The organism is Arcanobacterium sp. S3PF19 (genome assembly GCF_000758825.1).
Lineage (GTDB): Bacteria > Actinomycetota > Actinomycetes > Actinomycetales > Actinomycetaceae > Arcanobacterium_A.
Genome location: NZ_JRMX01000013.1, coordinates 160,986 through 179,115, shown reverse-complemented (window position 1 = coordinate 179,115; position 18,130 = coordinate 160,986). Strand labels below are relative to the sequence as shown.

At 55.6% G+C, this 18,130-nt stretch carries 17 protein-coding genes; 8 read left to right on the top strand and 9 right to left on the bottom strand.

Features of this window, described 5'->3' with window-relative positions; all coding sequences use genetic code 11:
* Positions 1-28: 28 nt before the first annotated feature.
* Genes HMPREF1631_RS03410 through HMPREF1631_RS03400 form a run of 3 tightly spaced genes read left to right on the top strand, consistent with a single transcriptional unit; the run spans position 29 to position 2,238 of the window.
* Positions 29-751 (top strand): glycosyltransferase family 2 protein, encoded by a 723-nt coding sequence (locus HMPREF1631_RS03410; RefSeq protein WP_232215417.1) that lies wholly within the window; start codon positions 29-31, stop codon positions 749-751.
* Complete coding sequence (locus HMPREF1631_RS03405) at positions 744-1,112, top strand: DUF2304 domain-containing protein (RefSeq protein WP_034232455.1); 369 nt, start codon at positions 744-746, stop codon at positions 1,110-1,112. Before HMPREF1631_RS03410 ends, HMPREF1631_RS03405 begins: the two co-directional genes overlap by 8 nt.
* A gap of 49 nt (positions 1,113-1,161) precedes the next feature.
* The gene (locus HMPREF1631_RS03400; RefSeq protein WP_052047023.1) at positions 1,162-2,238 is read left to right on the top strand and encodes an acyltransferase; all 1,077 of its coding nucleotides are present in this window, start codon (positions 1,162-1,164) and stop codon (positions 2,236-2,238) included.
* Here HMPREF1631_RS03400 and HMPREF1631_RS03395 read toward each other — a convergent pair.
* Genes HMPREF1631_RS03395 through HMPREF1631_RS03370 form a run of 6 tightly spaced genes read right to left on the bottom strand, consistent with a single transcriptional unit; the run spans position 2,235 to position 9,169 of the window.
* The gene (locus HMPREF1631_RS03395; RefSeq protein WP_052047022.1) at positions 2,235-3,815 is read right to left on the bottom strand and encodes a DUF2142 domain-containing protein; all 1,581 of its coding nucleotides are present in this window, start codon (positions 3,813-3,815) and stop codon (positions 2,235-2,237) included. The two genes, HMPREF1631_RS03400 and HMPREF1631_RS03395, sit on opposite strands and share 4 nt — an antisense overlap.
* Before the next feature lie 35 nt (positions 3,816-3,850).
* The gene (locus HMPREF1631_RS03390; RefSeq protein WP_084707384.1) at positions 3,851-5,911 is read right to left on the bottom strand and encodes a glycoside hydrolase family 99-like domain-containing protein; all 2,061 of its coding nucleotides are present in this window, start codon (positions 5,909-5,911) and stop codon (positions 3,851-3,853) included.
* 1 nt (position 5,912) lies between these two features.
* Positions 5,913-6,800 (bottom strand): rhamnan synthesis F family protein, encoded by an 888-nt coding sequence (locus HMPREF1631_RS03385; RefSeq protein WP_052047021.1) that lies wholly within the window; start codon positions 6,798-6,800, stop codon positions 5,913-5,915.
* The gene (locus HMPREF1631_RS03380; protein ID WP_156956214.1) at positions 6,797-7,018 is read right to left on the bottom strand and encodes a hypothetical protein; all 222 of its coding nucleotides are present in this window, start codon (positions 7,016-7,018) and stop codon (positions 6,797-6,799) included. Before HMPREF1631_RS03380 ends, HMPREF1631_RS03385 begins: the two co-directional genes overlap by 4 nt.
* Before the next feature lie 4 nt (positions 7,019-7,022).
* A complete protein-coding gene (locus tag HMPREF1631_RS03375; RefSeq protein WP_034232451.1) occupies positions 7,023-8,258 on the bottom strand; it encodes an ABC transporter ATP-binding protein in 1,236 nt (411 codons plus the stop codon).
* Positions 8,258-9,169 carry an ABC transporter permease gene (locus HMPREF1631_RS03370; protein WP_232215416.1) on the bottom strand — a complete coding sequence of 304 codons (912 nt, stop codon included), beginning with the start codon at positions 9,167-9,169 and terminating at the stop codon, positions 8,258-8,260. The genes HMPREF1631_RS03375 and HMPREF1631_RS03370 overlap by 1 nt, the downstream gene beginning before the upstream one ends.
* Before the next feature lie 115 nt (positions 9,170-9,284).
* On the opposite strand from HMPREF1631_RS03370, the gene HMPREF1631_RS03365 reads away from it, so the two are divergent.
* Both HMPREF1631_RS03365 and rfbB read left to right on the top strand, forming a co-directional pair.
* Positions 9,285-10,232, top strand: a complete 948-nt coding sequence (locus HMPREF1631_RS03365; protein ID WP_052047020.1) for a glycosyltransferase family 2 protein — start codon at positions 9,285-9,287, stop codon at positions 10,230-10,232.
* An 89-nt stretch (positions 10,233-10,321) separates the two neighbouring features.
* Positions 10,322-11,314 (top strand): dTDP-glucose 4,6-dehydratase, encoded by a 993-nt coding sequence (rfbB, locus tag HMPREF1631_RS03360; protein WP_034232449.1) that lies wholly within the window; start codon positions 10,322-10,324, stop codon positions 11,312-11,314.
* Positions 11,315-11,398: 84 nt separating this feature from the next.
* On the opposite strand, the gene HMPREF1631_RS03355 is transcribed toward rfbB, so the two are convergent.
* The 3 genes from HMPREF1631_RS03355 to HMPREF1631_RS03345 all read right to left on the bottom strand — a co-directional run bounded on the left by HMPREF1631_RS03355 (position 11,399) and on the right by HMPREF1631_RS03345 (position 13,859).
* Entirely contained in the window at positions 11,399-12,019 is a 621-nt protein-coding gene (locus HMPREF1631_RS03355; RefSeq protein ID WP_034232447.1) for a dTDP-4-dehydrorhamnose 3,5-epimerase family protein, read from the bottom strand.
* Complete coding sequence (locus HMPREF1631_RS03350) at positions 12,006-12,947, bottom strand: glycosyltransferase family 2 protein (protein WP_052047019.1); 942 nt, start codon at positions 12,945-12,947, stop codon at positions 12,006-12,008. The genes HMPREF1631_RS03355 and HMPREF1631_RS03350 overlap by 14 nt, the downstream gene beginning before the upstream one ends.
* A gap of 114 nt (positions 12,948-13,061) precedes the next feature.
* Positions 13,062-13,859, bottom strand: a complete 798-nt coding sequence (locus HMPREF1631_RS03345) for a glycosyltransferase (protein WP_034232445.1) — start codon at positions 13,857-13,859, stop codon at positions 13,062-13,064.
* A 141-nt stretch (positions 13,860-14,000) separates the two neighbouring features.
* Between HMPREF1631_RS03345 and HMPREF1631_RS03340 the strand changes: the two genes are divergently transcribed.
* From HMPREF1631_RS03340 to HMPREF1631_RS03330, 3 genes are all read left to right on the top strand, one after another.
* Entirely contained in the window at positions 14,001-14,873 is an 873-nt protein-coding gene (locus HMPREF1631_RS03340; protein ID WP_034232442.1) for a phosphorylcholine transferase LicD, read from the top strand.
* A gap of 32 nt (positions 14,874-14,905) precedes the next feature.
* Positions 14,906-16,156: a lipopolysaccharide biosynthesis protein gene (locus HMPREF1631_RS03335; RefSeq protein WP_034232440.1), complete on the top strand. Its 1,251-nt coding sequence runs from the start codon at positions 14,906-14,908 to the stop codon at positions 16,154-16,156.
* Positions 16,157-16,283: 127 nt separating this feature from the next.
* A complete protein-coding gene (locus HMPREF1631_RS03330; protein WP_034232439.1) occupies positions 16,284-18,104 on the top strand; it encodes a phosphotransferase in 1,821 nt (606 codons plus the stop codon).
* Positions 18,105-18,130 lie beyond the last annotated feature (26 nt).

Here is an 18,130-nt window from a genome sequence, read left to right as displayed (position 1 = left end):
CGGGCTTTCAATGCGTAAAGGAGTTTTTTTGAAAGAAAAAGTACTGGTAATCATCCCTGCTTATAACGAAGAAAAATCTCTGGCTGCCGTATGCGCGGAAATCCGGGGGCACCTGCCGCAAAGCACGATACTTGTTGTTTCGGACGGATCCGAGGACAACACGGCGCAGGTTGCGCGTTCACAGGGCGTACAGCTGCTCGACCTGCCGGTAAATCTGGGCGTCGGCGGCGCAATGCGGGCAGGCTATTTATACGCCCGCCGGCATGATTTCGACTGGGCCGTGCAGGTGGACGCAGACGGTCAGCATGATGCGCGCAATATCCCGGCGATGATCCGAAAAGCAACGGAAGACGGTCTTGACCTGGTAATCGGATCGCGCTTTGCGCAGGAAACGGGATACGACGTGCACGGACCGAGAAAATGGGCCATGAAAGTCTTATCCAAAACGCTGTCGCATATCTGCAAAACGAAGCTTACCGACACCACTTCCGGTTTCAAGCTTGCCTCCAAACCCCTGATTGCCCTTTTTGCCACGGATTTTCCGGCGGAGTATCTGGGCGACACATTGGAGTCTCTGGTGATTGCCTCCCGCTCCGGGGCAAAAATTGCCGAAGTGCCCGTAAAGATGCGCAAACGCATGGGCGGCACACCCTCACATAATCCGTACCAGTCCGCAAAATACCTGTTCAGAGCGGTATTCGCATTGGCAATTGCGGTTACGCGCAAAACACATAGGACCATACATGAATAGCACTTATTATCTGGGCATAGTTTTTTCGCTGATTGTATTTGTTTTGATTTTCCGCAGTCTGCGCACCTACCACATGAAGGAACGCTACGCCCACTGGTGGACGGTGATCGGCGCCGCCGTGCTGATAATTTCCGTTTTTCCCAACACGCTGCGCAGGCTGTCGCAAATGGCGGGGGTCATTGTTCCGCTGAATTTGGGCTTTTTCCTGGCGGGAATTTTTCTGCTGCTGATCTGCCTGCAATTCAGCATTGATCTTTCAAAAAACAAGGAAACAAACCGCCGGCTGACGGAAGAAATCGCTCTGCTCAAAAACCGGGTCGAAGAACTGGAAAATAAAACAGAGCGGCCCGCAGAGGGCTGACCGCCGCCGGGGCAAAGAAAGATCCGAACGAAGACAGCGAAACAGGGCAATGGGCACATATTTTTCCCGCAACACGAAGAAACTTTCCCGGTGTCTCCACGGGAGGCACAACAATCTCAATCTGATTCGCGTTCTCGCCGCGCTGGGCGTGATTTTTTCCCATTCTTTCAGCATTACGCAGGGCCCGGACAACCCCGGCACATGGTTTGACAGGGTAAGCGGCAACCGCCTGAGCGTAGGCGGGATTGCCGTGGCGGTATTCTTTCTGTACAGCGGTTTCCTTATTGCGAAAAGCTGCGAACGGCACCGGAAATTCAGCGAATTCTTCCGCCGCCGCGTTTTGCGCATTTTCCCCGAACTTGCCCTATGCGTCTGTCTGTGCGTAATTCTGGCAGGTGTGTTTATAAGCGATCTCACTCCGGCCGCATATTTTTCCTCTCCCCAAACCTACCGTTATCTGCTTAACTGCGTTCTGTTTCCGATACATACGCTGCCCGGCGTATTTGGGGCAAATCCCTATCCGGACGTGGTCAACGGCTCTTTATGGGTACTGTCGGTTCAGTTCGTATGCTATCTGTTCTGCTTTGCCGTATTCAAAATCACCGGCTTCGGCAGACGGATAATGCTTTTTCTTTTCGCCGTCCTGATCGCGGCAGCGTGTCTCTACGCCGTTTTCGGCGGCGGCTTCATGCTCAGCGCGGTACGCGCGGTACTGGAGTTCTGCCTGGGAATGGAGATCTGGGTTTTCCGCGACCGCATACCGCTTTCTCCCCTGATAGCCGCGGTATCCGGAGTCTGCTTTTTCCTCGGCTGCTCCTTCGGATACGACCTGGCCGCAATGCTGGTGTTCTTTCCCTACCTCTGCTTCTGGTTCGGATGGGGAACGAAACATATTTTCGATTCTTTCAGCGCAAAACAGGATTACTCATACGGAATTTTCCTCTGGGGTTTCCCCGTGCAGCAGGCTCTGGTATTTTTCTTCTCCCGCCACTTTCCGCAAGGCGGGGCAATGCCCCTGTGGCTGAATATTGTACCGGCGTGCTTCCTCTCCCTGATTTTCGCCCAAATCGGAACCCGGACGGTCAAAGCGGTGAGGGCGGCGCTGCGCCGGCCGGCAGGAGATTAACAGGCCGGCGGATTTTCCGCCGCGGAAATTTCGGCTGCCGGCAGCGCAGATACCGGCTCTTTCAAAGCGGTGGGGGCACACCGGGGATCCGTTTCCGCACCTGTTTGCCCACCCTGTTTCGGCTGTGCGCCCGACACGCGCAAAACGGCGGCAAAGAGACACAGCGCGGCCGCAAACAGCAGCGAAGAGATGATCCACACCCGGAAGGGAGAAACCGGGATATTCCACCACCATCTGATGTTCGCGTCCAGATTAAACGGCACGGTATAGACGTTGTCGAGGCCGGAAACGTAACGCCACAGCGTCAGACGCAGGCTGAGAGCATGAACCAGCGCGAAACCGAAGAAGAGGAAACCGAGCTGCACCGGCGAAAAAATAATTTTTTCCCGTGCTTTGCCCGCAAGCAGCAAAAACATCAGCACAGCCAGCAAAGGAAGCATATAGCGCGGCTGATACATGATGTAATGGGCGGTCATTCCTTTGAGCACGGACATCATCGGCACCGCAAATATCGTGCCCAGGACAACCGCCGCGGAAAGCCATTTCCGCAGGGAACCGGACCTGATCGCGGTCAGCAAAACGGCTCCGAAAAGGATCAGCGCGTAAATCGTCACCGGGCCGTCCAACGAAACGTCAAACCAGCCCGGCCCGCGGTTCCTGCCAAAAAAACCGGCAAAATACTCGCCGAAAAACAGCAGCGACTGCCGCAGAGTTTTAAAAAAGTCCGCATTGTGCTGCACCGATCCTTTGACCACGGTTGTGGACTGGCCGGCGGAAAACATAATCAGCACGCCGGCGACGCTCAGCACCGCGCCCAAAACCACGTGCGGCAGTTTCCATCTTTTTCGGGGAACGGCAAAAACAAGCGCCAGCGTCACCACGAAAAGATAAAATGCGGAATCGCCGCGCGAAGTGACTGCGAGCACCGCGCCGGGCAGCGCCAATGCCAAATTGACCCACCGCATTTTCCCTGTGCCCCACAGCGAGGAAAACAGTGCCGCAGCATAAACGAAAACACCCACAATCGCCCACGAGCTGGGATTGATCGAAGCAATAAAATACCACCCCATCGGAATCCAGGAAACCAGCATCGCAAGCAGATAATGTTCGCGGAACCGGGAAGGAACCGTAACGGCAAGCGTTCCCAGCAGAGCCACCGCGATCAGCAGATTGACCGTGCGCATCAGCAGCACGGAAGTGCCGACGTCGGGGCGCACAAAAAGATGCTGAAAACGGTAATATCCGGGCGGATATGTGCCTCTGTCGTAACGTGCGGTGGGCGCCTTTACCCCGTCGCGGTAGCGGTTTGTACACTCTCCCGACCGCTCCGGATGGAAAGCATGGCACGAAGATGCGCGCGCCACGGGCTCGGGAACCATTTTCTCCGGCTGCCCGCGGACGATTTTCGTCTCACAGGTATCCGTTCCCCGCGGGCACCAAATCGATCCCATGTGGTAGTCGTCGTCAGGCGATCCGCCGATGGGAGATGCCAGCACCCACGCCAGACCGGAAAGGAAAACGCAGATCAGCCCCAGAGCGTACACGTACTTCGTATATTTGGTTTTCACCGGATGCATCGCTTTCCCCTTTTTCCGTCCCCAAAATGTTGAAATCAAGACCACAGCACGTTACGCACGGCCTGCAGATAGGTTCTTCCGTAACGCGCGGTGGGCTCCAAAACGGCGCCCTCGGCCCATTCGTTCCAGGCATTGACAAACACAAGCCGGTCCGCCGCATCCCGGTCTGCCACGGAATCCACACACGCAAGCAGCCACCGGTGGAACGTATAGGGATTTGACCCCCACCAAATATCCGATTTCCACTGCCTGCGCGCGGTATTGTCAAAATTGACCATGACTCCCGGATACTGCCTCGGATCCAGCGCCCAAATTTTTCGGATTGCGCGGGCGGCAATTTTGCGGTAGCTCAGAAAACGCCCCCGGAAACGCCTGTCCGGGCGCATTTTCTGCATCGAAACACCGTCCCACGTCAGATTATGCGGCGGAAACATCAGTGTTCCGTCCACACCGGGCTCATCCCAGCCGGCTCCCAGACCGTCAAACTGCTTTGCCACTTCCACGGCGAGAATCAGCAGTTCACCGGCCCCCGCCGCACGCGCCTTCTCCCGCCAGCGTGCAACCACGCCGGCAAAATCGGGAATCTGCGCGGGGCGGTACACCGCCAGCACCGCCTTCCCGTTGAGCCGAAGATAACGCCGGTCAAGCAGGAATTCGAGAATATCGTCGATAAATTCCTCCGCGGGCACGGCCGAATAGTCCTGACCCATAATCACATCCGCGTCACGCCCGTCCCAGCTGCGCGTCCAGTTTTCGTTCGCCCACATAAAGCAAAACGGCGTTTCGGTATCCGAGGAGCGCAGTCTTTCAATCGGCAGATTCAGCAGTCTTTTCCCCGAAAACCAGTAGTAATAATACATAAACCCGGCAATGCCGTGTTCAGCCGCCAAAGACTGCTGCGCGTCGCGCACGCTGTCCAGACGCAGATCGTAATAGCCAAGTTCGGAGGGCAGACCCGGTTGGTGGTGTCCCAAAAATACGGGTTTTGCCCGGGTGACGTTTGTCCATTCCGTAAAGCCTTTTCCCCACCAGCGGTCATTTTCCCGGTTGGGATGGAACTGCGGCAGATAGAACGGAACTGTGACGGCGCGGGATACCCGTTCGGCATTAAGCGCGAAACGCTTCCACGAATCGTCCTCCGCCGGGCGCAGATCCGAGGTGTCGCCAAGTTTCAGACCCGCCTCCAGGGTTAAAATTCCCATCATCCGCTCAAGCGCATGAGCCGTCGTTCCGTCTATCTGGCCTGCTTCGCTCTCAAAGTCCTCTTTATTCAGGCACAGTGCCCGCAGGCCCTGCACGGCAAAACCGCGTGCCACATACATCGACCCGGCGGGAAACTGCAGATCCTTCGGATTGCCCGGCGTCATTTGCAGCCGCTTCAGCAGTTCGGCAACGTTTCTCCGGTCTCCGCCCCAATGCTCCGCGCCCACAATGTTTCCCTCAACCGTGAGCATTCCCAGATGCGGATCGCAGGCAAACGCCTGCAAAATTTCGGTTACGCGTTCTTTGCTGCCCAGTAATCCGCCGAGCAGCTCCCGTTTCCAGGACTCGCCGTCGCCGGCAAGCGCGGCGTGCCCGGCGCGCCAGGCACTTTTTTTGGTATGGACTTTGATCAGCAGCTCGTAGGGATCCAGAAATCCCGCATTCACCAGCTGCACCAGGGGGAAGATATCGCGCCCGTGGTTATCGGCTTTCAGCACCGCCACATTGTTCAGTTTCCCCGAACGGCAGCGAAAACGGTCTGCGGAAATTTCCCGGCCCGAAGAATTGGTGACCAGAAGATCAAATTCCACCGGGATGTTCTCCAGATAAGAAACAATCTCGTCCACAAGCTCCGGATAAAAGACGTGCATCACCACAGCCACGCGGGCGGGGTTTGCGAAAGGCAAACGCCTGTCCGTGCGCCACTCCTGCGGGAATCCCTCATCGCGTCTGCCGTCAAAACTCCTCACCCACCTGCGAAAATCGGTAACGGGCGTATTTCTCCCCCGCCCGGGAAAATCCCCGGTCTCAATCATTTCCGCCAGGGCCAAACGTCCGCGCATCCCGTACATCCCCAGACGCCGCTTTACGCCCGCTTTCGTGATTTTCCGCATTTTACACCCACTCATTGATATCGGTATGGAATTTCCGCGCCACGGTCCGCGCCACGTCTTTTCCGTCCGCGGCGCACTGCGGTTCGCGCAGAATTGTTTTTTTCACAAACGGCCATCCTTCGTCCAAAAGACGCTTCCAGGACGCCAGAGTCGGATTCTGCGAACCGCAGCCGAGCATCCCCGGCGGATAAAGAACGCTGAAAGAATAGCCCAGATAATTCAAAATCCGCATCAGCTCCAACTCGTAGTGTTTTACCACATCTTCTTTTGCCGCTTCCCTGCGCACCCGTGCAAAGAACATTCCCAGCTGCGGATCGGCCAGTATCCCGCCGCGAAACAGAAGGAAAAAGCTCTGCAGATGTGTCACGATCTGCTTCGACATCGTAGCCGCCAGCACATCGGCACGCAGGGTACGGCACGCGTTTCCCAGAAGATCGGAAAGAGGCGCAAACGGACCCAGCATGGAATCGTTGGTCAGCAGCACATACGGTTTACGCGCCAGATCGGGATACGCGTGCAGGGCCACGGCCCAGGAGCCGAAATCGTATCCGACGTTCGGCCGGCGGGCGATCAGCACGCAGTCGGGCAGAGGGCGCGCAAACTCCAACGGCTTCGCACTTTCGCAGGTGCTGATATACAGTACGCCGAAACCGGATTCTGCCAATTCGTTAAGATAGGCAAACGTTGAGCGCGACTGCCGTTCCGTTTGGGAATAACCGGCCACCAGCGCAATCCGGTCATATGCCGCAAGGCGGGAAACATCCCCTTTTTCGATCCGCAGCCCGGGAGCCGTCTCCAAAACGAGGGGACGGGAAACGGGACGGCGGAAAAAACGGGAGAGGAAGCGTGCGTGTTTTTCCGCACGGCCGGCGCCGAAAATGCCGTTCATCGTCTCATCATTCTTATCAGACGCAGGGGACGGGTAATTTTCCACGAAGGGGAGCTGCGCATTTCCAACACCTGATCCGTGGCAATAATCAGTTTTTCTTTCAGAACGCCGATCTCTTCGTCTTTTTTATCCAGCTCCCGGCTTAGCCGACGCAGCTGCCGGCGCTGCTCCGTCACGGTTGCGCGCAAAAGACGGATCTCTTCTTCCTCCATCCTCATTCTTTCACTTCCCCTGCTCCGTAAGTTCCGACCAGTGCCCGTGCATCCGCATCAGACCGGGCTCGCGCACTGTTTCCTTTGCGCGCACGATCAGTGATGTTTCCCGGTCGGCATAATCGTATGTGTGCCCCGAGTCCGTGAGCGCCGTCGTGATGTAATAATTCCCGGGAAGAATATCCAAAGGATCCAAACGGTAGTCGATATAGCCCTTCCCGGGCGAAAAAGAATAACGCAGTTCGGAAGACGCCACGGAATTCGGCCCTGCCAGAAACACTCCCCCTTCGGTGATGAAGCCCAAACCGACTTCCACATTGGAAACCGCTTTTCCGCATTCCACGTAAATGCGGAGAATATGGCTTTCCCCCGTGTAGGCAAAAGGCGTCGGGCGCGCATCGCCGGTCAGTATTTCCACGCCGGAAACCCGCACTTCCCCGGATCCCTGTCTGGAAGCAAACTTGGCATCCGCGGCGGGGACGGCGCCGGCAGTTTCCCTGCGCTGAAATTCTATTTTGTTTACCTGCGAGAGATATCCGTCGATGACTGCGTTTACCTCACCGGACATCCGCGCCTTTCCGCCGTCGAGCCACACTGCCCCGTCGCAGAGCTGGGAAGCCAGTCCGAGGGAATGCGTGACCAATGCGATGGTGGTTCCCTTTTTCCGCAGGTCAAAAAGGTAATCGAAGCATTTGCGCTGAAAATCCTCATCCCCGACCGCAATTATCTCGTCTACGATCAGAATTTCCGGATCGAGCGTAACGGCAACCGCGAACCCCAGACGGACCGTCATCCCGGAAGAATAGATTTTCACCGGGGCGTCGATAAAATCCCCGATATCGGCAAACTCAATAATTTTATCGATCCGGTAATTGATTTCTTTCTTGCTTAAGCCCAAAATTGCGCCGTTGAGATAGACATTTTCCCTGCCCGTAAGTTCCCCGTGAAAACCCGCGCCCAGTTCCAGAAGTGCCGATACCCGGCCGTCCACTTTTACGCGGCCTTCCGTGGCGCGGTAAACGCCGGCCAGTATTTTCAGCATCGTGGATTTGCCGGAACCGTTGTGGCCGACAAGACCGAACGTCGAACCGCGCGGAATGTCGAAACTCACATTATCCAGGGCCTTAAAAGTGTGCTTTCCCAAAGATCCGCCGCGCACAAAACGTTCTTTGACCGTGGACCGGGATTCTGTGTGTACGGTAAAATACTTTGTTACGTTCCGCACCGAAATTGCTGTATCCGCCATTAAATCTGCTCCGCCAAATCTCCGCCGTATTTCTTAAATACCAATACACTCAGGGCATACATCGCCAGTGACCAAAGCACTGCCGCCACCCACCGGCGCGCATCTCCCACAGTCAAATCATAAACATTATTTCTGAATAAAGTCACAAACTCCGCCAACGGATTGGCTTCGATTATGGCGCGCAGGGGAATGCCTTTCCAGGACTGCGGCAGAAACTCGGGGGAATAGATGATGGGCGTCATGTAAAACAGCAGCTGCAGGGCAACGTTCACCAAATGCGCCAGATCGCGGGCAAATATGTTTAAAATTGCCAGGATCACCGCCAGCGACTGCGTGAAAATCACAAAAAACATCAGCGCCGGCAGGGCAAGGAGCCACGTCCATCCGATATTGGCAACCACAATAAAAGCAGCCATCAAAATGCCCACTTCGATAAGGGACTGAATCCCGACGGCCAAACCGGAGCCCAGCACGGGCGCATAGGCGGGAAAATAGATTTTTGAGAGAAGTCCGCCGGAGGAAGTGAGCGCATTCATTCCCCCGTTTATCGACGAAGAGAAGAAAGACCACATAATCAGCCCTGCGAAAAGCCAGATGGCAAAGATTCCCTCTCTGCCGTTTCCCAAAGCCGGCGGCTGCATTCTGAAAACAACGGAGAACACCAGTGAGTAAATAATCAGTGTTGACAGGGGAACAACCAAAGACCAGAGCCATCCGAGCAAGGTACCGTTGAATTTTGCTTTTAGGTCGCGCCCCGAAAAATTCAGAATCAGGTTCCACTGCCGTGCCGGCGACATCTTCGGTCTGATATCCTGCAGCGGAATTTTGCCTTTGACGGCGAAGGCATCTTTTCCGCAGTCCGCACCGTGCCCGTTCACAGTATCCATACCGCCGGTACTGTTATTTTTCATAACGCTCCTCACCGCATGATAGGTGCCGTCAGAGTACCCAATTGTCTTCAGCCTTACATGCAGACAAAGTAAGTCTGCCACATAATTGCAACGTTCACATATATTATTATGTATTATGAAAGAAATCCAAAGCGAAGACGCCCCGCAGCAGAAGGTTCACTGCATAATCGTGACCTACAACCCCTCTGCCGGGATAGGGAAACTGATCTCCGTGCTCAGCGCGCAGAGCACGAAGGTAACGGTGGTAGACAACGCCTCCCGGCCGGAAAATTTCGCAAATCTGAAAAACGGGGAACAAAACCGCAACACGGAAATAGTGCGGCTGGCGAAAAATATGGGAATTGCCTACGCGCAGAATGTCGGAATCAAAAAAGCAATCGCCGCCGGCGCCGATTTCGTTCTTCTTTCCGACCAGGATTCCCTGCCCTACCCTGATCTGATCTCCCGTCTCCTGCGCTGCTATTTCCGCGAAAAAGAAAAAGCACGCTTTGGCCGGGACCTGCCGGGCGCCGTGGGCCCGCACATCAAAGACAGCCACAGACACGGGGACGATCTCGTTTACGTAAGCACAAAATGGGGTCCGCGCCGCGCCCCGGCCGAAGCGTTCGCGCACGACACCGTGGAAACCGCTTTTCTTCTCGCCTCCGGATGCCTGATCCCCGTTTCTGCCCTGAAGACGGTCGGTTTGATGAATGAATCTTATTTCATCGACCACGTGGATCTGGAGTGGTGTCTGCGCGCACGGAAGAAACACTACCGCACATTTGTGGCCGCGGATACCGTTTTGCCCCATACTCTCGGCGAAGGCACGCGAAAAATACCGCTGCGCCGGCAGCCCGCCCATCTGCATAAACCATTTCGGTGCTACTATCTCACCAGAAACACCCTTCTTTTGGTTAAATCGGGACTGCTTAACCGCCACTGGAAAATCGGTTATCTGTTCTGGCTGCTCAAATTTTCCCTTTACAACTCTATTTTTGCAGATAACAGCCGCGAGCGCCGCCGCTTCGTGCTTCGCGGAATTGCCGACGGCATCACCGACAAAAGCGGCGCATTGCGCTAGACTGGTTGGGGATGTTGCGCACCGGTTTTGTTTTCTCCGGCCGGTTTGCCCGCAAGTACCGTTTAGTCCGAAACAATAAAGGAGTTTAAATGAAAGTTTTGGTCACCGGCGGAGCCGGCTTTATCGGCGCCAATTTCGTGCATACGACGGTGCAGACCATGCCCGACGCCGAAGTCACCGTTTTAGACAAGCTCACGTATGCGGGAAATAAAAATTCGATTGCGGGTCTGGAGCGGGTAAAGCTGGTTCAGGGGGACGTTGCCGATTACGACACCGTGGAGCCGCTGGTGGGAGAAGCCGACGTCGTGGTACATTTCGCGGCCGAGTCGCACAACGACAATTCCCTCAAAGGCCCCTGGCCCTTTATCAAATCCAACATCGTCGGCACTTTCACGCTGCTGGAAGCCGTGCGCAAACACGGCACCCGTCTGCACCACATTTCGACCGACGAAGTTTACGGAGACCTGAAAATCGGGGAAAAACGCAAATTTAAGCCGGGCGACCCCTACATTCCGTCTTCTCCGTACTCGGCTTCCAAGGCAAGCTCCGACCATCTCGTACGGGCATGGGTACGTTCTTTCGGAATCGCCGCCACGATTTCCAACTGCTCGAATAATTACGGCCCGTATCAGCACATCGAAAAGTTTATTCCGCGCACCGTCACCAACCTGATGGACGGGATCAGGCCGCGTATTTACGGCACGGGCGAGCAGATCCGGGACTGGATTCACGTGCTCGACCACAACACCGCCGTGTGGGACATTATCAACAGGGGACGCATCGGGGAAACATACCTGATCGGCGCCAACGGCGAACTCAGCAATCTGCAGGTCACGAAGATGATTTTGGAAGAATTCGGTCTTGACCCGAATGATTTTGAACACGTGAACGACCGGCCGGGGCACGACCAGCGCTATGCCATCGACAACACAAAACTGGTTGAGGAACTGGGCTGGCATCCGCATTACACCGATTTCCGCGACGGTCTGCGGCAGACTATTAAGTGGTACCGCGACAACGAAGCGTGGTGGCGGGCACAGAAAGAGGAAGTGGAGGCGCGCTACCGCGCCAACGGGCAGTAAAGGGTACGCTGCCGAAAATACTTTTCCCCGCAGACCGGGCGGTCTGCGGGGAAAACTTTTGCCGGACAGCTGCGCAGGGCCTGTTTACTTCCCGTTCAGCTGCGCGTAATAGCCAAGGCATTCTTCCCATACGGGAAGCAGACCCTTCTCCCGGGCTTCATTCAGCGTGGGCGCGGCGGTGTCTTTCTCGCTCAGCAGGGGTTTAATCGGTTTTCCTGCGGGAGTGACCGTGGGAAAGACGATCCCCACCGTCGGGTCCAGCGGGGAAATGCCGTGTTCGCGCCCGGGGTTGTATCCCTCCGAACACAGATAAACCACCGTCGAATCATCTTCCAGTGCCATGAATGCGTGGCCCAGACCTTCGGCAAGATAAATGGCACGGCGGTGAACGTCGTCCAGCAGCACCGAATCCCAGACACCGAAAGTCGGGGATCCGACCCTGATGTCCACGGCGATATCCAATACCGCGCCGCGGGCACACATCACGTATTTCGCCTGGCTCGGCGGCACATCGGCAAAATGGATTCCGCGCACCACACCGGCGGAGGAAACGGAAGTATTGGCCTGTTTCAGATCCAGCGCGTGACCGAGAGCCTTCTCCAATTCCGCGGCCTTGTATGCCTCCAGAAACACTCCGCGCGCGTCCGGATGCAGCACCGGCGTAATCTCAAACGCACCCGGCACTTTCAGTTCACGAATTTTCATTGTTTCTCCTTAAATAAACACCGATTTTCCGCCGTTTTCCGCCCGGCGCACATTTCATTTCGGTTAAAATCAAAACCCTCAGTTTCAGTCCCAGCGCAAACAGCACGCGCAGCGGAAACTGCCACGGACGGCTGTACACTCTACCGAGATACCGCAGCGCCGATGCGTGATGTGCATACAGCATTTCCCTGGGTCTGCTGCGCCATGATTTTCCCTGATCGTGACAGACCACGGCGGCAGGCACATAAACCGATTCCCATCCGTGCGCGGCAACGTCCTCTCCGAGCTGTGTGTCTTCAAAAAACATGAAATAGCCCGGATCAAATCCGCCCACCTCGCGAAATACGTCCATCCGCACCAGCAGGCACGCCCCGGAAAGCCAGTCCGTGCGCGTGTCTCTGTCTGTGCGGAGCAGGTTTTGGTAATGCCGCGTAAAGGGGTTTGCGGGCCAGAGCGTGCCCAGCAGTGCATGGCCCATGCCCGAAACGATGCGCGGAAAACGCCGTGCGGAAGGGTAGGTCTGCCCCTCGGGTGTCAGAATTTTCGGTCCGAATACGGCCCCCCTGCTGTGACGCAGAGCGTGCGCAAGCAGCGTGGCAATTGCACCCGGCTTAAATTCGACATCCGGATTTACGATCAGCAGCCAGTCGCCCGCAAAATCCCGTGCCGCCAGATTGATTGCCCGCCCGTATCCCAGATTGGTTTCGGCACTGACGATCCGCACGCCGCAGCGTCTGCGCAGGGCGTCCAAAACGGAGGATTCCCGCCCGTTATTCACAATAACCGTGTCGCAGCAAAAATCGCTGTCTGTGGCGAGCTGCCCCAAACCGGCGGAAATGCTGCGGACCATCGTCTCGATCTCCGTGCCGGGATTAAATGCCACCGTTGCAATACGTAGTTTCAAACCGACCTCTTCAACATCGTTCACTGCTGCTTTTGAGTTTACTGTAATCCGGCGTCCGGGAAAAATATCCGGCGGATGCGCCGCGCGCCCGCCGCCTTCGCCCGGCAGGATTTTTCGTGTCCGCCAAATACCCCGCGTCTAAAGCCGATTGCTTTTCTGTGCCCCGACATAGAACCGGTTGAGCATTTTGGCAACCGGCAGCGGCCAGAATTTCGCAAACATGGCCAGATCTTCTTTCGTGCGCACGCTGTTTTCTATCAGGCGCGAAGTTTCCGATTCCGCATGGATCCGGTGGCACATCAGCACTTCGGGGCAGTAGGTAAACGCCCCGGGCACACGGCTCAGCTTTTCCCACGCCTGCCAGTCCAGATCGGTTTCGAATCCGGGTTCAAACAGAGGCAGGCGCAGGGCGGGGAGATAAAAAGTACACGAAGGGCAGCAGATCGGATTGCCGAAAGCAAGCGTCAGGCGTTTCACCGCCCGAAGAGAGCCCGGAAGATGCAGACGCAGCGGCAGCAGGAGCAGCCGTTTGACCCGCAGAAGCATATTGCTTCGCATTTGCTTTCCGTCGCGCAGCTCGCAGTAGTTGCAGAAATACAGCAGCGGATTTTTTGCGGCGTTCATGCAGGCCAGCATATTCTCCGTATACCGCGGGCGGTACACATCGTCCTGGTGGGCGATGGTTACCAGCGGCGTGCGCGCAATACTCAGCGCAAAATTCCAGTCACCGTCGATACCGTGCCTGTCTGTGTTGTTTACGTGCAGATCGACCCCGTATTTTTTGCACAGGTTTTCGATATGCGCATTGGGCGTGGACGTGACCGCCGCTATCCGGCTTTTTCTGCTCTGCGCGCGCAAAGAGCGGATGCATTCTTCCAGATACTCACTTTCCCGGTATGCGCAGATCACAAATGTGTGCCCGTTTTCCCTAAACACTTCTTCCCGCCTTAAGTTCGTTGTTCCGATACACGCTATACTAATATAGCCGTGTGGAGCTGCGGGCGGTACACTCGGCAAATCCCGCCCCACGGTATTTTGGCATATTTCGGGTTCCGATATTGATTGCGAGATGACTCAATGGCTTACAGGCAGTACAAACCGGATGAACTGCGCAGACTGCAGCTGGTCACAACAGGGATTCTGGGAGAATTCGACAGAATCTGCGCGGAGCTGAAAATCGATTATTTCGTCTACGGCGGCACCGCCATCGGCGCGGTGCGGCATCACGGTTTTGTGCCCTGGGACGACGATGTCGATGTCGCGATGTTCAGGGAAGACTACGAACGCTTCATGCGCGCGGCACCGAAGGTAATGGGCGGCGAATACGCAATTTTCAGCGGACGGAACACACCGCATTTCCCTGCCTGCAACGCCAATTTTTCACTGCGCGGCACGCTTTGCGTGCCCGAGGAATTCGACGGCTGCCCTTTCCGCTATCCGATCGGAATCGGAGTATTCGCCCTGGACAGGCCCGCATCGAATCCAATACGTTTTGCGCTGCAAAAACGTCTTGCCTGGCTGCTGGCGCGTCTCGTGTTTCTGCGCGGCACTCCCCGTCCGCATATAAACGTGCCTTCCCCTCTGGGCGGTGTGATATCCGGTATCTGCCGCCTGGCTTATACGGCAATGAAAGTGCTGCACGTATCCCCGTCCCTGCTGCACCGGCTGTGGGAGAAAACCGCGCGCATGGCGGAAAACGAAAACACGGACGTCTATGTTGATTTCATGGACCGCAATCCGTTTGCCTGGGCTGTCACCCGCGGCGAAGCCTATCCGCCGCTGCGTGTCCCTTTTGAAAATATTACCGTGAGCCTGCCAAAAGAATATGACACCCTGCTGACCCGCGGTTTTGGCGACTATATGCAGCTGCCGCCTAAGGAACAGAGGAAAAACCACTATCCTTCGCGGCTCGATTTCGGCGGTTACGGCGCCCCGGCCGCGGGCGAATAGTTTTCCGCACCCACAGGCAGAAAGGCCGTTCCTTGCAGATTGAACAGAGCAGTGCGCAGCTGAAACGAAATTATTTTTGGAATACCCTTGCCAGCGCGATGAATGCGCTTTCGAGCGCATTGTTTGTGCTCGTGATCGCCCGTGTTTTGGGTGTTTACGAAGCGGGACTGTTTTCCATTGCATTTGCCCTTTCGCAGCAGTTTCAGGTGATCGGGCATTTTGAGATCCGTTCGTTTCAGGCTACCGACACCGGGGAACGTTTCAGTTTTGCCGCCTATCTCGGCGCACGTTATTTCAGCTGTCTGATTATGCTTCTGTGTGTTGCCGGGTATACGTTCTGCGACAACGGATTCACCGGCGAGGCGATCACCGTTGCGCTGATCGTAATCATGAAAGTCTTTGACGCTTTCGAAGACGTCTTTCACGGAATGTTTCAGCAGCACGGGCGCTTGGATCTGGCAGGGCGTGCGTTCTTTTTCCGGCTTCTTGCGCAGCTGGCCGTGTTCTGCCTGTGCGCGGTGTGTACGGGAAATCTTACGGTATCGTGCCTCGCAGCGTGCATAGTTTCTTTCGCCGTTTTTTTCTTTGCGAATATCCCTTATGCGCGGCGCTTCGCGGCCCCGGTTCCCTCCTTTGCCCTCCGGCCCATGGCGGGAATATTTTGGGCGTGCCTGCCGCTTTTTGTCGGTTCGTTTCTGCTTGTGTATCTGACAAATGCCCCCCGATATGCGATCGATCTGTATCTGTCGCGCGAAGCGCAGGCGGTGTATGCGATTTTGTTTATGCCCTCTCTGGTGATTAATCTGCTGAGCGGATTTGTGTTTAAACCTCTTCTGACCGAAATGGCGGTGACGTTTACGCAGCGCAATTTAACCCGTTTCCGCAGCATCGTCGGCAAAGGTATCTTTTCGGTTACGGCGGCGGCTGCGGTTACGCTGATTGTCGCCCGGCTTTGGGGAGTCGAACTGCTCGGGGCTCTGTACGGAACGGATCTGGGCAGATACCGGGCCGAACTGCTGATTCTGCTGCTCGGCGGACTGTTTAACGCTTTGGGAATTATTTTCTATTATGCGATTGTAACTATGCGCAGGCAGAAATACATTTTCCCCGTCTATGCCGCGGCGGCGGCATTTGCCTATTTCTTCCGCGGTATCGTAAAAAGCCGCGGGATGTTCGGCGCGGCTGTTTTGTACGACGCTTCGATGCTGATAGTTTTCCTGCTGTTTTTCGTTATTGCGTCCTTTGGTCTGGCACATTCCGCGCGCCGGGCGCAGATCACATAATTTTGTTTCCCAAACACTTGCGTTCAGTATTTTATTGAATATAATAAAAATTGAACGTTCAATTTTCTGCTTCTAACGCGGATTTGCGAACGGTCTCTGCCGTTATTTCCGTTCACAGGGAGCCGCAATGAATCTCAGCCACCCACTCTTTTCCGTTCTGCGCGAACTGGCACAGAGCAACAAACCGGCCACACAGCGGCAGCTGTGCGAAGCCACGGGTCTGTCTTTGGGGAGCGTGAATGCTGCCCTCGGCGAAGCGAAAAAACGCGGATATATTGGCGGAAACCGGATCACCGAAGCCGCAATGGAGGCGCTTAAGCCCTACGAAGTGCAGAACGCGGTGATCATGGCGGCCGGACTTTCCTCGCGTTTCGCCCCGATCTCCTATGAGCTGCCCAAAGGACTGCTGCGCGTGCGCGGCGAAGTGCTGATCGAACGGCAGATCAGACAGCTGCACGCCGCGGGCATCACCGATATCACCGTCGTCGTGGGGTACAAAAAAGAATACTTCTTTTATCTGGCTGCCCGCTACGGGGTAAAAATCGCCGTCAACTGCGAATACGCTGTCCGCAACAACAACTCCACGCTTTACCTGGTACGCGAAAAACTCGGCAACACCTACATCTGCTCTTCCGACAACTATTTCACGGAAAATCCGTTCGAACATTACGTTTACGGAGCTTTCTACGCAGTGCAGCACGTAGAGGGAGAAACCGGCGAATGGTGCGTCACCTGCGGGCCGCGGCGGCGGATCACCAAAGTCGAAATCGGGGGACGGGACTGCGAAATCATGCTCGGACACGTCTATTTCGACCGCGCTTTCTCCAAAAAATTCACGGAAATTCTGGAAAACGTCTACCACAGACCGGAAACCGCGCCCAAGCTCTGGGAACAGATTTACGTCGAGCATATCAAAGAACTGAACATGACTGCCCGCCTCTACGGCAGCGACGTGATAAAAGAGTTTGACTCCCCGGATGAGCTGCGCAACTTCGATCCGGATTTTATGAAAAATGTGGATTCGGAGATATTCGACAACATCTGCGCCGTACTCCGCTGCAAAAAAGAGGAAATCGGCGGATTTTTTCCGCTTAAACAGGGCCTGACGAACCTTTCCTGCCATTTTACGGTAAACGGAAAAGAATACGTCTACCGCCATCCGGGAGCGGGAACCGACAGAATGATCGACCGCAAAAGCGAAAACACGGCTCTGCGCACGGCACGCGACCTGGGGCTGGACAGCACGTTCATTTACGAGGATGAAGAAAAAGGATGGAAAATATCGCGTTTCATTCCCAATGCCCGCTCTTTGGACGCAAACAACGCCGGGCATCTGCGCCGCGCCATGCAGATGTGCAGAAAGCTGCACGAAAGCGGGGCGGTTCTCCCCCGGGAATTTGATTTTTATCGGGAAAGCCTGCGCTACGAAAAAATTCTGGGCGAACGCAAAAAGATAGACATCCCCGGCTACGCCGAACTGAAAAAACAGGTTGCGGAACTGAAAGCCTTTGCGGATGCGGACGGATTTCCGCTCCGTATCTCCCACAACGACTTCTTTACGCACAATTTTCTTCTCGACGTGCACGACACCCTTAACCTGATCGACTGGGAATATGCGGGGATGTCCGATATCGCCGGGGACTTCGGCACTTTCTGCGTCTGCTGCAGTCTGGACGAAACCCGCGCCAATGCGTGTATCGACTATTATTTCGGGCGCGCCGCGGAGGAAAAAGAACGCCGGCATTTCTGGGCATACGTAGTCTTTGCCGGATGGTGCTGGTACGTCTGGTCGCTCGTCAAAGAATCCGAAGGCGAAAAAGTAGACGAATGGCTCTACACCTATTTCAGCTACGCCGAACGCTACGCGCCCAAAATTCTCCGGTGGTACAAAACAGGTGTCGCGCCCGTGTGGCAGGACGCGGACACACCGACCGCAAAACAGGCATAGGCAAAGTGCCCTGAACACAAAGGAGC

Bases quoted from the DNA above. Each gene is read 5' to 3' on its own strand.
- HMPREF1631_RS03405 (WP_034232455.1), top strand. From the start codon at position 744: ATGAATAGCACTTATTATCTGGGCATAGTTTTTTCGCTGATTGTATTT.
- HMPREF1631_RS03400 (WP_052047023.1), top strand. From the start codon at position 1,162: ATGGGCACATATTTTTCCCGCAACACGAAGAAACTTTCCCGGTGTCTC.
- HMPREF1631_RS03395 (WP_052047022.1), bottom strand. From the start codon at position 3,815: ATGCATCCGGTGAAAACCAAATATACGAAGTACGTGTACGCTCTGGGG.
- HMPREF1631_RS03390 (WP_084707384.1), bottom strand. From the start codon at position 5,911: ATGCGGAAAATCACGAAAGCGGGCGTAAAGCGGCGTCTGGGGATGTAC.
- HMPREF1631_RS03385 (WP_052047021.1), bottom strand. From the start codon at position 6,800: ATGAACGGCATTTTCGGCGCCGGCCGTGCGGAAAAACACGCACGCTTC.
- HMPREF1631_RS03380 (WP_156956214.1), bottom strand. From the start codon at position 7,018: ATGAGGATGGAGGAAGAAGAGATCCGTCTTTTGCGCGCAACCGTGACG.
- HMPREF1631_RS03375 (WP_034232451.1), bottom strand. From the start codon at position 8,258: ATGGCGGATACAGCAATTTCGGTGCGGAACGTAACAAAGTATTTTACC.
- HMPREF1631_RS03370 (WP_232215416.1), bottom strand. From the start codon at position 9,169: ATGAAAAATAACAGTACCGGCGGTATGGATACTGTGAACGGGCACGGT.
- HMPREF1631_RS03365 (WP_052047020.1), top strand. From the start codon at position 9,285: ATGAAAGAAATCCAAAGCGAAGACGCCCCGCAGCAGAAGGTTCACTGC.
- rfbB (WP_034232449.1), top strand. From the start codon at position 10,322: ATGAAAGTTTTGGTCACCGGCGGAGCCGGCTTTATCGGCGCCAATTTC.
- HMPREF1631_RS03355 (WP_034232447.1), bottom strand. From the start codon at position 12,019: ATGAAAATTCGTGAACTGAAAGTGCCGGGTGCGTTTGAGATTACGCCG.
- HMPREF1631_RS03340 (WP_034232442.1), top strand. From the start codon at position 14,001: ATGGCTTACAGGCAGTACAAACCGGATGAACTGCGCAGACTGCAGCTG.
- HMPREF1631_RS03330 (WP_034232439.1), top strand. From the start codon at position 16,284: ATGAATCTCAGCCACCCACTCTTTTCCGTTCTGCGCGAACTGGCACAG.